The 13900-nt window shown below is 43.3% G+C and carries 12 protein-coding genes; all 12 read left to right on the forward strand.

Annotation, left to right across the window (positions count from 1 at the left end):
• Positions 1–28 precede the first annotated feature (28 nt).
• Positions 29–985, forward strand: a complete 957-nt coding sequence (locus ASG89_RS05255) for a carbohydrate ABC transporter permease (protein WP_057309381.1) — start codon at positions 29–31, stop codon at positions 983–985.
• A gap of 28 nt (positions 986–1013) precedes the next feature.
• Positions 1014–1712, forward strand: a complete 699-nt coding sequence (locus ASG89_RS05260; RefSeq protein WP_057309382.1) for a hypothetical protein — start codon at positions 1014–1016, stop codon at positions 1710–1712.
• A 41-nt stretch (positions 1713–1753) separates the two neighbouring features.
• Positions 1754–2491, forward strand: a complete 738-nt coding sequence (locus ASG89_RS05265) for a hypothetical protein (RefSeq protein ID WP_057309383.1) — start codon at positions 1754–1756, stop codon at positions 2489–2491.
• Between the two features lie 25 nt (positions 2492–2516).
• Positions 2517–3245, forward strand: coding sequence for a hypothetical protein (locus ASG89_RS05270; RefSeq protein ID WP_057309384.1), 729 nt, complete (start codon positions 2517–2519; stop codon positions 3243–3245).
• 210 nt (positions 3246–3455) lie between these two features.
• Positions 3456–4475, forward strand: a complete 1020-nt coding sequence (locus ASG89_RS05280; RefSeq protein ID WP_063867699.1) for a hypothetical protein — start codon at positions 3456–3458, stop codon at positions 4473–4475.
• 56 nt (positions 4476–4531) lie between these two features.
• Positions 4532–5875, forward strand: coding sequence for an ABC transporter substrate-binding protein (locus tag ASG89_RS05285; RefSeq protein WP_082592757.1), 1344 nt, complete (start codon positions 4532–4534; stop codon positions 5873–5875).
• A 192-nt stretch (positions 5876–6067) separates the two neighbouring features.
• Positions 6068–7432 carry an S-layer homology domain-containing protein gene (locus tag ASG89_RS05290; RefSeq protein ID WP_057309388.1) on the forward strand — a complete coding sequence of 455 codons (1365 nt, stop codon included), beginning with the start codon at positions 6068–6070 and terminating at the stop codon, positions 7430–7432.
• Between the two features lie 77 nt (positions 7433–7509).
• The gene (locus ASG89_RS05295) at positions 7510–7995 is read left to right on the forward strand and encodes a hypothetical protein (protein ID WP_057309390.1); all 486 of its coding nucleotides are present in this window, start codon (positions 7510–7512) and stop codon (positions 7993–7995) included.
• Between the two features lie 192 nt (positions 7996–8187).
• Positions 8188–8889, forward strand: a complete 702-nt coding sequence (locus ASG89_RS05300; RefSeq protein WP_057309392.1) for an ABC transporter ATP-binding protein — start codon at positions 8188–8190, stop codon at positions 8887–8889.
• Positions 8890–8965: 76 nt separating this feature from the next.
• Positions 8966–9913 (forward strand): efflux RND transporter periplasmic adaptor subunit, encoded by a 948-nt coding sequence (locus ASG89_RS05305; RefSeq protein ID WP_235549614.1) that lies wholly within the window; start codon positions 8966–8968, stop codon positions 9911–9913.
• A 12-nt stretch (positions 9914–9925) separates the two neighbouring features.
• The gene (locus ASG89_RS05310; protein ID WP_057309396.1) at positions 9926–12826 is read left to right on the forward strand and encodes an ABC transporter permease; all 2901 of its coding nucleotides are present in this window, start codon (positions 9926–9928) and stop codon (positions 12824–12826) included.
• Position 12827: 1 nt separating this feature from the next.
• Positions 12828–13712 carry an ABC transporter ATP-binding protein gene (locus ASG89_RS05315; protein ID WP_057309398.1) on the forward strand — a complete coding sequence of 295 codons (885 nt, stop codon included), beginning with the start codon at positions 12828–12830 and terminating at the stop codon, positions 13710–13712.
• Positions 13713–13900 lie beyond the last annotated feature (188 nt).

A 13900-nucleotide genomic window follows, 5' to 3' on the forward strand; every position in this document is an offset into this window, starting at 1 on the left:
CCCAAAAAAATTAGGCTGGGGTGAGGCTATGATCGGATTAAAAATCAAGAAAGAACAATCACAATCATTTCTGCTTTGGTTAAATAAAGCTCGCTACACGATCATTGGCAGAGAAGCGGATAAAGGATTGCTGTTTAAATTTTTTATCTATTTGATCTTGCTGAATACGGCTTATATTTATCTTAAGCCTATCCTGCACATGATCACCACGATGGTCAAAGACGCGGATGATCTATTGGATCCTTCTGTTAACTGGTTTCCGCGGACACTTTATCTTGGAAATCTTCAGGAAGCTTGGGATTGGTTGAAATATCCTAAAGCTTTCAGCATCAGCTTGACGCTTTCTCTATCTGTGGCCATCTTGCAAACGTTGTCCTGCGCGGTGACCGGATATGCCTTCGCAAGATTGAAAGTCCCTTTTAAGGGATTGATGTTTTTCCTATTATTGCTGACATTTATTGTGCCGATGCAAGTAACTATCCTACCGAACATCATTTATGCGAGAGAATTGGGGCTTCTCAATACGATTTACCCCATTATTGTTCCTGCGTTTTTCGGTCTTGGCTTAAAAGGAGCGCTATTTGTCATTATTTATCGTCAATTTTTCTCGACACAACCGAAGGAATTGGAGGAAGCAGCAAGAATTGACGGCGCCAATGTGTTTAAGATCTTTTATAAGGTCATGATGCCGCTCGCCAAGCCTGCCATTCTGGTTGTATTTCTATTTTCCTTTGTTTGGACCTGGAATGATTTCTATTTACCGAGCATGTATTTGTCAGATATCGAAACCGCGCCGCTGTCCATTGGTATTTCACGCATAGCCTCAGCACTCCGGCAGCAAGCCGAACAATACGGGCCTTCCGTTAATGATGAAGCGATTCGAATGGCTACCACATTCATGATGATCATTCCGCCGATGCTTCTGTATACGTTCACGCAGCGCTGGTTCGTTGAAGGCGTAGAAAGAACTGGATTAGTGGAATAAGGCCATGTGGAAATGGAGGAGAATGGTAATGAAACGGTTACTTGCACTTTGTATCACTACCGGAGTTATAGTTTCTTTGATGGCATGTTCATCAACAGAGACGGTAACTGCGCCAACAAATGCCAAAAAACTGCTTTATGTTAAAAAGAACGAAGGCACTAACGATCCTGTTATCATGAGTCATTTGAAGAAACTGGGCTATCAAGTTATGGATACAACAGACAGCGTCTTTAAAGTGGAAGCAGCGAAAGGCTATGGCGTGGTATTTATCAGCGATACGGTCAACTCCTCGAAGTTAGATGCTCAGTTGAAGACTTCCACTGTACCTGTTGTCTATGCCAAAACACAGTCGGTTAGCGTCGCTGGCATGACGGGAATTCTGGATTATGGACAACTGAATGATGTGAAAACCATACAAATGAAAGACAGTAAACATCCACTTGCAGCCGGATTGAAGGATCAGGTAACGGTTTATAACAACACGGGTAATATGGGGTATGCGATTCCAGGCAAAGAAGCGGTCATTATAGCGACGGCTCAAAGCGACGATAAGAAAGCTGTCATTTTCGGCTATGAAAAGGGAACGAAAAACATGAATAATGAGCTTATTCCGGCTCGTCAGGTGTTTTTCTACTTGCCTTCCGGGCAAGAAATGAATCAGACGGATGACGGATGGAAGCTTTTTGATGCGTCGATCCAATGGGCTGCACAAAATGGTAAAAAGTAATAAAAGCTTTTACTACTATTTGAGTAAAGGGGATTTGATTCATGAAACGTATACTGAACATGATGACCGTTTTACTGCTGTTTACGGTGCTGATGGCTTGTACAGCTGCACCGGTCCAATTGGATGGCGTGACCAATCAACCTACAGCTCAGAGCAAGACACAAAGTAATGGAAAAAAAGTTCTTTTTGTCGGAAGAGACAGCGGTGGGGATGCCATTGTGACCAAACGACTAAAAGAAATACATGGGTATGAAGTCACAACAATCGCAGACAAAGAAGTAAGTCCCGAGAAAGCAAAGGGGTTTACGCTAATTTATGTAAGCGAATCCGTCAATTCCGGTAAAATTCGAGATAATTTCTTAAAATCTGGGGTACCCGTTATCTATGCCGAGCCGCAATCTACCTCGGATACAGGGATGACGGTTACCGAGGGATACGGGAAATTGGATGCAGGGAACGTGGCAAAAACGATTCAAATGAAAGACAGTAAGCATCAGCTTGCAGCTGGGCTGCAGAACCTGGTAGATGTCTATAAAGCCAATGGGAAAATGGGCTACGCTACCCCAGGTGCCGAAGCTATCGTTGTGGCTACGGTTCCGAATGATGAGGAAAAAGCAACTATTTTCGCTTATGAGAAGGGCGTGAAAAACGCAAAGGGTGATCCTGTACTCGTACGCGAAGTGTTTTTCTATTTGTTCAATGGTGAAGAGATAAACCAAACCGACGATGGCTGGAAGCTCTTTGATGCTGCAATTAAATGGGCAGCAGGTAATAAGTAGCTTTTACTGCTAGGGAGATGATTTCATGAAGCGATTATTGAGCCTGCTCATTATTACCTTAACCCTGATTCTCGCTACTGCATGCACAGCAACAACACAGGTAAATCCTGAGGCGAGTCAAGGGGGGAATGCTCCAGAGCTGTCCGGAAAAGTCAAGAAAGCACTCTTTGTAGGCAGGGAGAGCGGTGGTGATGGCATTTCAATTAAGCATCTGAAAACACTTGGATTCGAGGTCTCAGTGATGACAGATAAAGAACTTACCGCCGCCGAAGCATTGAAATATTCTTTGGTATTTGTCAGCTCTACGGTAAACTCCGGCCGAGTTAGCAACAAATTGATTGCTTCTCCGATCCCCGTCATTTATGCCGAATCTCAAAATATAGGTGATGTGGCTTTGTCGGGTAAAGAAACGGATACGGATAACGGTGATTTCACCGGGAAGACGATAACAATCCAAAACTCTGGACATCCGATGGCAGCTGGGTTAAAAGGCAATGTGGACATCTATAATCTAGACGGGAAGATCGGTTTTGTTGTGCCAAGCAAGGAAGCTGTTATTATTGCTTCAGCTCCTGATGATGACCAAAGAGCCGTTATTTGCGCGTTTGAGAAAGGTATGAAAAACTTGAATAACGAGCCTGTACCGGCACGCCAAGTATACCTTTATTTGGTAAGTGGAGAAGAAATAAACCAAACCGACGAGGGATGGAAGCTCTTCGATGCCGCCGTAAAATGGGCGATCGGCAGCAAGTGATCCTTCATTTATTAAGATAAATTGATTAGGCCACTCCGCTTTGGAGGGCCTATTTTTGTTTTTAACAAACGGAAAGATGCAACAAACAACCTATAAAATAGAACTCCTCCCCTAATGTAAGCGCATTTAATTCGTAATAAAGTAAAGATATAAAGGAGTGCCAAGCGTGTCCGATGGGAATTAATCAACAATTGAGGGGGAATAAGTTTAATGAAACGTTTTCTCGTACTGTTTATTATCGCTTTGATGACGATAACCGTGATCGCCTGCTCTTCATCGGAAACAAAACCGGAGACGAGTGTCTCGCCTAAAGTCACCGAATCCGCAGCACCTGTTGTATCGCCAGCACCTACGGTGTCAGTATCGCCAACGGAATCTTCAACGGCTTCACCGTCACCTGCCCCAAGTGCTTCTACAGTTGTTTCTGCAACGGCTGCACCTACGGCATCTTCAACAGCTACTGTGACTCCTGCATCAACAGATTCAACCAAAGCTTCTGCAACGACTGTACCTAAGGATTCTCCCAAGGCTATCGTGTCATCAGAACCGGCTGCTGCAACGCCTGAAGCAAAACCCGAACCAACACCTCAACCTGACATTTCACCTAAAGGTAAAAAAGTGCTCTTTGTTGGACGGGAACAAGTTCCTGTTCCAGCGGAAGATGTTGTGATGGCTGATCGTTTGAAGGGCATGGGCTTCGTTGTTACGAGGCTTGGCGATAAAGATTTCACTGTGGATGAAACTAAAGGGTATGATTTGCTCTATTTCAGTCAAACCGTAAACTCAAAGTTCCTGAAAGATGGCGTCATGAAAGATGTGGCGATTCCTACCGTCTATGTGAAAAGCCACGGTATGTTTTATCTAGGCTTATCCTCGCTTGAGGAAGGAGCCACGGTTAAAAAAATTAAATCGATCGAAATCGTAGACAGCAAGCATAAGATAGCTGGCGGATTATCAGGCACCATTGATGTGTATAAAGAAGCCGATACCGGTTATGGTGTTAGTTATGGTGTTGTTGGCAAAGAAGCGAAAGTGATTGCAACAATCCCAGGAGATTCGTCGAAGGCTGCACTTTTTTATTACGATAAAGGTTCCAAAGCTGATAATGGATATACGGTTAAAGCGAGGTTATCCTTCTACTATTGGAGCAACGGTATGCAAGATAAATCCACGGATGAGGGCTGGAAGCTATGGGATAATATCGTCCTATGGACTTTGCAAAACGGCTAATGCATATAAAAGCATTCAGATTGGGCAATTATTCTTCGAAGGAGTTGCTTAAACCCATGAAAAAATATGCAAAGAACACCTTTGTAATCGTATCCTTGTTCACACTTTTGACTGGCTGTGAAAGCAGTCTAGATTCAGGTACTGCCGCTACTGCGAACAAACCAGTGGATTCAAGTCCAGAAAATGAATTGTTTATTTACACGGTCTGGCCTTCCTTCTATGCAAAAGAGGAAAATTTCGACAAACAGATCGGTCAATTTCTGAAAAAGAAGTTTCCAGATTTGACGATTAAGCATGTGCATTGGGATAATCCAGGCAGACAATATCAGGACTTGATTGCGGCGGGCACCATACCGGACATTATCCTCGACAATACCCGAATGAATGCACAAAGATACATTATTGATAATGACCTTCAGTATGACATCAGCGATTTAGTCAAGAAATACAACTTTGATACCAACCAATTGAATCCAGCCCATATGGCTCAGATGAGAAATATGACACCCGATGGGAAACTCTATGGTCTACCGTTCAACAATAATGATTTTGTGCTCTTTTATAATAAGGACATTTTCGACAAATTCGGCGTCGACTATCCGAAGGATGGTATGACTTATGATGAAGCTTATGAAATGGCTAAAAGGCTAACCCGTGTGGAGGGTGAAATCACGTATAAAGGATTTTCTCAAAACCCAGGTCATTACATGAACTACAATCAGCTTTCACTTTCGCCGCTTAGTCTAGCGGAAGACAAGGCGAGTTTGAACACACCGGAATGGAAAAAGGTTGTTGACAACTTAAGACGTTTCTATGATATTCCAGCCAATCAATTTGACACCGTCGAAACTTTCGCAACGAAAGGGAATATCGCTATGGCTGTGGCGACAGTGGACCATATCGTTTCATTTCATGAGCAAAACAAAAATTTGAACTTCGACGTTGTTTCGGTACCTTCTTTTAGTGATGTTCCGGATACGAGGTATCAACCGAACCTTTACGGTATGTATATCTCGAAACAATCCACCAAAAAGGATAAAGCTTTTCAAGTAATGGCTGCTATTCTTTCTGAAGAGCATCAAGTCGACTTGGCAAAAGAAGGTGTCATTGTACCGCTCGAAACCAAAGCCGTCCAGGAAGCATTCGGACAAAACTTGGCGCAAATGAAAGGGAAGAACACGAAAGCTATTTTCCACGGCAAAACAGCTATGCCGCCTGCGGCGCGTGCAACAGGCCTAACTTATATCGATGTCCCGATGCAAAATGTGTTCGGTCCTTTGATTTTTAAAGAGTCCAAGGATTCGGTTACGGCACTGCGCATGATCGAAGAACAATCGACCAAAGCTATTGAAACGAAAAAGGCTGAAAAATCTGCTGTTGATAATGCTGCTAAGAAATAATCAGCCTCTTAAAGACCTATAAACATGAGTAAAAGCCCCTATAATAGATTCGTAAATTCATATTAAGGTAGGGATAGTGATTGAATGTCATTAAAAGGGAGGTGTAACTGTTTTCGCCGATTAGTTCATCCTGGTACTTACTAACTGACATATGCTTGTTTCTTTGAGAATCTAACATTAAAGGAGATCTCTATGAAAAAACTTATATCCTCGTTATTAATCGTTTTTCTGTTATCTTTCTCTTTGCTTCCATTAGCTTTTGCAGAAGGTACGGATTCGGCTTCCACAAAATCCGTAGATGATTTTAAAGATTTAAAGGATCTTCCACAGGATGTAAAAGACAAATTTAATTCACTGATTCAAAGCGGAGTGTTTAATGGGTTAACGGACGATACATTCGGTTTGGATGCCCAAATGAATCGCGCGCAGTTCGCCAAAGTCGCTGGCATCATTTTTAAATTGACAATTGATGAAACGCTTACAAGCTCTAGTTTTACAGATGTTCGCTCTGATGATCCAGCAAATTCCTATGCACTTCCCTATATTGAGGCGCTGAAGAAGGCAGGGCTAACAAACGGATATGACGCTGAGGGGAAAACGTACAAACCGTCTGGCGCCGTGTCCAGACAAGAACTCGCGGCTTTCCTGATCAGGGGTTTAGGCTTAGAGGAAGATGCTAAAAACGCAACGCCAGTCTCAGATAGTTCCGTAGACGCTTGGGCGAAAGGTTATGTCGCGCTTGCGCTTGAAAAGAATCTGATGACCAACCAAGAGGATGGAACGTTTGGCGGTTCGAAATCTGCTACTCGTGAAATGTTAGCGCTCGCAAGCTATGAAGCAAAGAATTTGATTGAGGCAGATGGAACGACAGTTGAGCCAGGTACGCCTGCAACTCAGCCGGACACACCAGCTGAACCTACTGGTGAAATTTCTGCTCAAGGTAAAAGAGTCGTGATTATCGGACGGGAATCCGTTCCTCTTCCTGTAGAGGATACGAAGGTTGGCGATCGTCTGAAGGCGCTTGGATTTAGAGTTACTTATTTGAGTGAAAGAAAATTGACTCCTGAAAAGTTGGAAGGCTATGATTTGGTTTATATCAGTCCAACGATTAACTCCAAGTACCTGAAAGGCGGAGTCATGAAAGATGTTGCGATTCCGACGTTATACGGGAAAAACCACGGCATGTACTATCTAGGTCTTTCTTCCATAGAAGAAAACGCCGAATTTGCAAACGGAAAATCGATTAGTATTGTTGACAGTAAGCATAAAGTGGCTAGCGGGTTCTCTGGTAATGTGGATGTATTTAAAGAAGCTGATCCCAAAAGATCATTCGGTTACGGTCTTGTTGGTAAAGAGGCGAAGGTAATTGCGACCGTTCCTGGCGACAAAAACAAGGGTACCATTTATTACTATGATAAAGGTACGAAAGCCGATAACGGATATGTAGTGAAAGCCCGAATTTCCTATTTCTTCTTTTCGGGGGACTCGGATGAGGTCACGGATGATGCATGGACGATGATGGATGCTCTATTTTTATGGACCTTGCAAAATGGTTAGTATTTTTTCACATGTCGAAAACTCCAGTTTGTGAACTGGAGTTTTTTTTAACAAATCTAAATTTGGGAGTGGTTCGTGTGAAAAAGATCAAGCTTTATAGCCTGCTGTCTGTGAGCTCCTTATTGTTTTTCTTATCGCAGCCGGCCATTGCGCAAACGCCCCCTCAATTAGAATGGAGTACGAACATATCAAGCAGTGATTCCAATTATAATCATTGCTACTCCTCGGCAAATGTCAGTGAAGGCAGTCTAACATTAGCAGGTTACAGTGATACCGAAAATTGTGCAGGTGTATCCAGAAGTGAGATAAATGTTGAGAATATTTCCCAACTTTCATTTGGTTGGTCATATTATGTGGAAAGAGACGCTAATATTTCCGTAACGGTTTCGACATATGAGGGAGACTTGTTCAACATCACGAAAAATGGCGGCAGTGATTTTAATTATGAAACGGTTATCGACCTGCCAGCGGGTTACACGGGTCCGCTGTATTTCTATGTAGATGTCAGTGCTTGGGATAATGGTTACGGCGAAGCGAAAATTGAACAGATTGCTTTTCAATAATTGCATAGCTGTAAGCGTTCGCAAAGAGGAAACAATCCTGTTTCCTCTTTGTGAAAGTATAAGTTTTCGGTTCCCGAAAACCGTCTTTCTATTTGGCGATAAAACCTTCCTCTATACGCGGTCGCTCATCTTTGGATGGCCTCGATAGAGGTTTTCTCATAGATACAATTGCGATGAAGGAGTGTGACTATCATGACGATCGAGCAGTTTCAGCAAAGTGGCACAGCTCTTATGAAGGCGGAAGGTATTACAAGGGTATTTGGACGAGGTTCTTCCGCCGTACACGCTTTGAAGGGAGCCAATCTAACAATTGCCCCACATCAGCTAGTCGCTCTTAAAGGCCGGTCTGGTTCTGGTAAAACGACGTTAATGAATATGCTTGGAGCTCTTGACAGGCCAACGGAAGGCAAAGTGTACTTTCAGAATGCCGAAATTAGCGGATTCTCAGAAAAGAAACGCAATGAGTTAAGACGTGTACACATGGGATTAATATTCCAATCCTTTGCGTTAATTCCCCTGATGACGGCTTACGAGAATGTGGAGTTCGGATTACGAATTGCCGGCATTCCATCCGTACATTATAAGGACTATGCGGAAAGGGCGCTTGATTTCGTAGGGTTGAAAACGAGAATGAAGCATCGACCCTATGAGCTGTCCGGTGGAGAGCAGCAGCGCGTAGCGATAGCCAGAGCGATTGCACATAAGCCTGCATTGATTCTGGCAGACGAGCCGACAGCAGAATTGGACAGTAGGATGGGCCTTCAGGTGATGAAAGTATTCAAGGATTTGGTTCAACAGGAGGGAATGACCATTATAATGACGACTCATGATCCCTCAATCATGCGCGTTGCCGATCATGTATACACATTGGAGGATGGTCAAATTGTTAAATAAGATTAGTAAAATACTGTTTCCGGCGTTAGGGGTTTGTTGCTTGGCAGGAACCTTGACAGGATGCTCTTTGCTCCCAATGGAAGAACCAGAATTGAAACCGCCGCTTGTTCAACCTGTTACAGAATCATTAACACTTTTTGAAGCGAAGAAAGCTAATATAACTAAGCAAATTACGGGAGTTGCGACGTTTGCATCCGATAAAATGGATTACTTATTTTATAAAGAATCCAGTGGTAGATTAACATCATTCAATGTGAAATTAGGAGACAAAGTCCATGCCGGCGATGTCGTAGCTTCAACAGAGACGGGCGACTTGGAAATGAAAATTCGTCTGCAGGAAATAGCGATCGAAAAGATCAAAATTTCAATGGCACAAGTAATTGCCGATAAGGGCGGTGATGATCCTGATGTTCGTTTGAAAATGCTCGATTATGAAAGCGCCCAACTTCAGTTAAAGTCGCTGCGGAGCCAATTGGAGAGATCGACGCTTGTTGCAACAGTCGACGGCATCATAACTTACATTGAACCGATGAAACTTGGCGATCAAGTATCGGCTTACAAACAGCTAGTGACGATCTCAGACCCGAATAGTATGAAACTTGTGTATACGGCCTCCAGTCAGAATGATTTGGTCGGCGTAGAGATCAACATGGATGTCAACGTCAAAATAAAAGACAAGTCGTATGTTGGGAAAGTTGTTCAAACGCCAATGACCGCTCCGATTAGCGATAATAAAACGATTCAAGATAAAAATTCAAAGTCTCTTTTTATTAATGTTCCGAAACTTCCAGCAGAAGTGTCGGTCGGTTCCCAAGCAGATATTACCATTGTGACGGAACAGAGAGAGAATGTGCTGGTTATACCTAGATCGGGGCTTCGAAGCTACATGGGGCGGGACTACGTTCAGATCATGGAAGGTGAAAGCAGGAAAGAAATAGATGTGGAGAAAGGGATTGTTGCAGCAAGAGAAGTGGAAATACGCAAAGGTATAACGGAAGGGCAGAAGATTATTCTAAATAATTAGGAGGTTAAGAAATTGGCATTATTTATCATGATCTTGCGCAAAATGATCAATAATAAATGGCTGGAGCTTAGCCTGCTATTCGGATTGGTGTTATCTGTGGCTCTTGCTAGTACAATGCCGATATATACGAATGCTATCTTGCAAAGATTATTGATTAAAGAGCTGCAGCAATTGCAAACTACCAGCAGTCAGTATCCCGGCATTTACTGGCTGTCAGCAACGATGGCGCCTGAAGATCAGAAAAAGAACGAAAAGATCTCTGAAACCGATGTATTTCTGAACAAAGCAAGCAAGAACTTTGGTATCCCTGTTCAGCAGCTTGTACGTGAAAGATCAACGCAGCGATATGGTCTAACTCCGGCAGAACCAGACAAAGTCGATATTAACAGACAGCGGTCGGCGGATCTCTCTGCCATTGATGGTATGGAGGAACACATACGGTTGTTAGACGGACGACTACCGGAGAAAGAACCGGTGAATGGTGTGTATGAAGCGCTTGTTGTAAAGGAAGCTTTGACAGAGCTCGGCATGGTGATTAACACTGTTTTTACAATCCAAGATGAGAAGCTGAAACAACCCGTTTACATTAAGCCTGTAGGTGTATTTGATCGTAAGGATTACGAGGATTTGTTCTGGTATAACATCTCAAGCAGCTATAAGAACAGCTTTCTGATTGATTTTAATTTATTTGAAAAAGAGTTCACAGCAGGCAGCAAACTTAATCTTCAGTCTAGCTATTGGTATTTGGCCCTTGATTACAGCAAAATGTCGTTAGCATCCACGAACACTTTCATTGATGCCCATCGTACAATCACGACATATATGGATCAACGTTACGAAACGCATAATATGAATGCGCCAGCCTTACAAACACTTGCTGCCTATTACGTAAAAGAAACCAATCTAAGGCTCATGCTCTGGTCATTGAATGTGCCTGTTATGCTCATGCTCGCCTTTTATTTGTATATGGTTGCAAACTTGATCACGGATCGTCAGAAAACGGAGATCGCTGTATTACGCAGTCGTGGTGCCAGTCGATTGCAAATCATTCTCAGTTATGTTGTGGAGGGATTAGTCCTTGGTACGATTGCGTTCATGATTGGACCGTATTTTGGCGCCCTTTTGACTAAATTATTAGGGGCTTCCAGCGGATTTCTGGAATTCGTACAGAGGGCCAAGCTTGAAGTTGAAGTGAATCAGGATGCTTTCTTATATGGGTTGATTGCAGTCGTAAGCTCACTTGTGATGACGTTGAGTCCGGTATTCCTTGCCATGCGTGTTACGATTGTTGGGCAAAAACAGCAGTCGGCCAGACAGGAGAAAAGATCCTTCTGGCATACGTATTTCATTGATGTCGTGTTGATTGGGGTAGCTCTTTACGGCTTGAATAATTATAAAACGCGAATAAAGGAGCTGCTGTCACTCGGCTTAAAATCCGGCGACTTGAAGGTAGATCCACTGCTATTTCTCATTCCCGCACTGTTTATCTTAGGGATGGGTCTGCTCATTCTGCGAATCTATCCTTGGTGTATGCGTTTGGTATTTCAGGTTGGCAGGCGATGGTGGCCTCCTTCACTATACAGCACATTTATACAAGTCAGCCGTTCAACCATCCAATATCAATTTATTATGGTTTTTCTAATTATCACGATTGCAACAGGTTTATTCAGTGCCAGTGCAACACGCACAATCAACAAGAATACTGAGGATAAAATCCTTTATTCCGCGGGCGCCGATATTACGATGCAAATTCGTTGGGAGAATGACGCTCCTCCGGCTATTTTAACTGGTTTATCTGAAGAGTCGGAAGAGGAGGAGTCGGATTCTGAGGCGGGATCCGAAGCTCCAGTAAAAACCCAGTATACGGAGCCCTCATTCTTACCATTTACACAACTGAATGGTGTGGAACACGCCGCAAAGGTGTTTAATAAAAAAGATGCGACTTATTTGCATGGAAAGACAACAGAAAAGATTCAGCTTATGGGAATTGAAAGCAAACAATTTGGTGAAACCGCTTGGCTGCGAGATCGATTACTTGAACATCATTTCAATGACTATTTAAACTTGATTGCTCGCAACCCTTCTGCTGTTCTAATTTCGAAATCGATGGCTGAAGAATATAGCCTGAAAGCCGGCGACACCCTAACTTTAGGTTGGGATGGTGTGGAAGGAGCCCAATTTACTGTGTATGGTGTGATTGATTATTGGCCATCTTGGAATCCAAATCCAGGGGTTAATGATACATTAACAACTACGACAAAGACGGGCACCACCACGAAAGTTAATAAACCAAAGCTTGTAATCGGCCAACTGCCGTATATTCAGAACAATCTGGCACTAGAGCCCTATGAGGTTTGGCTGAAGCTGAAGCCAGGGGCAAGCAGCCAAACGGTTTATCAAGCCATCGTTGATCACGGCTATGAGATCGAATCTCTAAGTGATGCCAACCAGGAGCAGATCAAGTCGATCAAAGATCCTTTCCAAATGGCCATCAATGGTGTGATGACGCTTGGGTTTCTGATTTCGATTTTCATTTGCTTTTTTGGGTTTTTGTTATATTGGGTGCTATCCTTATTCGCACGGACGCTGCAGTTTGGCATTTTAAGAGCGATGGGCATTTCCTTATATCAGTTAATAGGGATGCTTGCTGGCGAGCAAATCTTGGTTTCGGGTGCTGCGATCATTATCGGCATTCTAACCGGTAACGTAGCGAGTCATTTGTTCGTTCCTTTATTTGAGTTATCGTTCGATCCGAAAACGCAAGTTCCGCCATTTGAAGTTACCTTTGACTCTCGTGATCAAGTCCGACTATATTGGATTGTCACGGTGATGATCTCGATTGGATTGAGCGTGCTCGGTTATTTCGTATCTCGAATTCGCATTCATCAAGCGGTTAAACTGGGGGAGGACTAGTATGATTCATTGTGAAAATTTGGTCAAAATTTATAAAATGGCTGATTTGGAGGTAGTTGCTTTACAAGGTTTGGATTTGCACGTAGAGGCCGGTGAATTAATGGCGATTATCGGTAACAGCGGAAGTGGCAAATCAACCTTGCTGAATATGCTTGGGGGGCTTGATCGCCCCTCAGCAGGCAAATTAAGCGTGAATGGTAAAGATTTATTAAGCATGTCAGAGAGAGACATTGTGAGTTACAAACGGGAGACTGTTGGCTTCGTATGGCAGAATAATGCGCGGAATTTAATTCCTTATTTGACCGCACAGGAGAATGTAGAATTGCCCATTTTACTACAGGGCAAGCGCAAGCAAGAACGAGCTCAGGAACTTCTGGAAGCCGTAGGCCTTAGCCACCGGCTAAAAAACAAATTGAATCAACTTTCGGGTGGTGAACAGCAGCGGGTTGCTATCGCGATCGCGCTGGCAAATCATCCGAAGCTTTTGCTTGCAGATGAGCCAACTGGCTCGGTCGATACGAACATGGCCAACCAAATTCTTGATTTATTCCGGCATTTGACCCGGAGTCTAGGACTTACAATCGTTATTGTCACGCACGATCCGATGATTGCCAAAAAAGTGGATCGCGTAGTTGCCATTCGAGACGGGAAAACGTCGTCGGAAATCTTGCGGCGTAAATCGTTCGATCAAGAACTACTGGATGCTAAAAACGGGTTCGAAGACCAGGAAGAAGAGTCCCATGTCGAATATGCCGTGTTGGACCAAGCAGGTCGACTGCAAATTCCTCCGGGTTACTTGGATTCGATCGGGGTGAAGAACACGAAAAAGGTTCAAGTAACGTTGGAAGAGGGGAGAATCGTCCTTCTACCTCCAGCAGCAGGATGAAATAAACAACCTATAAAGATGCATAAACGCCCCCATGGAAAGTTCTCTTTTTTGCCATATAGTAAGGTTATGCAAGTAAATTTGAGATCGGAGAGTGGGTTGATGTGTCTAGAGATAATTCAGTGCTTTATCAAAAATGTAAGCGTTTTAGTTTTGTGAGAGGTTTTATTAATCGGGAGGTGCATGTA

The organism is Paenibacillus sp. Soil766, assembly GCF_001428105.1.
In the GTDB taxonomy this organism is placed as follows: domain Bacteria; phylum Bacillota; class Bacilli; order Paenibacillales; family NBRC-103111; genus Paenibacillus_E.

What these genes read in the sequence shown, in the direction of transcription:
- ASG89_RS05260 (WP_057309382.1), top strand. Translation starts at nt 1,014, where the DNA reads ATGAAACGGTTACTTGCACTTTGTATCACTACCGGAGTTATAGTTTCT.
- ASG89_RS05285 (WP_082592757.1), top strand. Translation starts at nt 4,532, where the DNA reads ATGAAAAAATATGCAAAGAACACCTTTGTAATCGTATCCTTGTTCACA.
- ASG89_RS05305 (WP_235549614.1), top strand. Translation starts at nt 8,966, where the DNA reads ATGGAAGAACCAGAATTGAAACCGCCGCTTGTTCAACCTGTTACAGAA.
- ASG89_RS05300 (WP_057309392.1), top strand. Translation starts at nt 8,188, where the DNA reads ATGACGATCGAGCAGTTTCAGCAAAGTGGCACAGCTCTTATGAAGGCG.
- ASG89_RS05290 (WP_057309388.1), top strand. Translation starts at nt 6,068, where the DNA reads ATGAAAAAACTTATATCCTCGTTATTAATCGTTTTTCTGTTATCTTTC.
- ASG89_RS05280 (WP_063867699.1), top strand. Translation starts at nt 3,456, where the DNA reads ATGAAACGTTTTCTCGTACTGTTTATTATCGCTTTGATGACGATAACC.
- ASG89_RS05255 (WP_057309381.1), top strand. Translation starts at nt 29, where the DNA reads ATGATCGGATTAAAAATCAAGAAAGAACAATCACAATCATTTCTGCTT.
- ASG89_RS05270 (WP_057309384.1), top strand. Translation starts at nt 2,517, where the DNA reads ATGAAGCGATTATTGAGCCTGCTCATTATTACCTTAACCCTGATTCTC.
- ASG89_RS05315 (WP_057309398.1), top strand. Translation starts at nt 12,828, where the DNA reads ATGATTCATTGTGAAAATTTGGTCAAAATTTATAAAATGGCTGATTTG.
- ASG89_RS05265 (WP_057309383.1), top strand. Translation starts at nt 1,754, where the DNA reads ATGAAACGTATACTGAACATGATGACCGTTTTACTGCTGTTTACGGTG.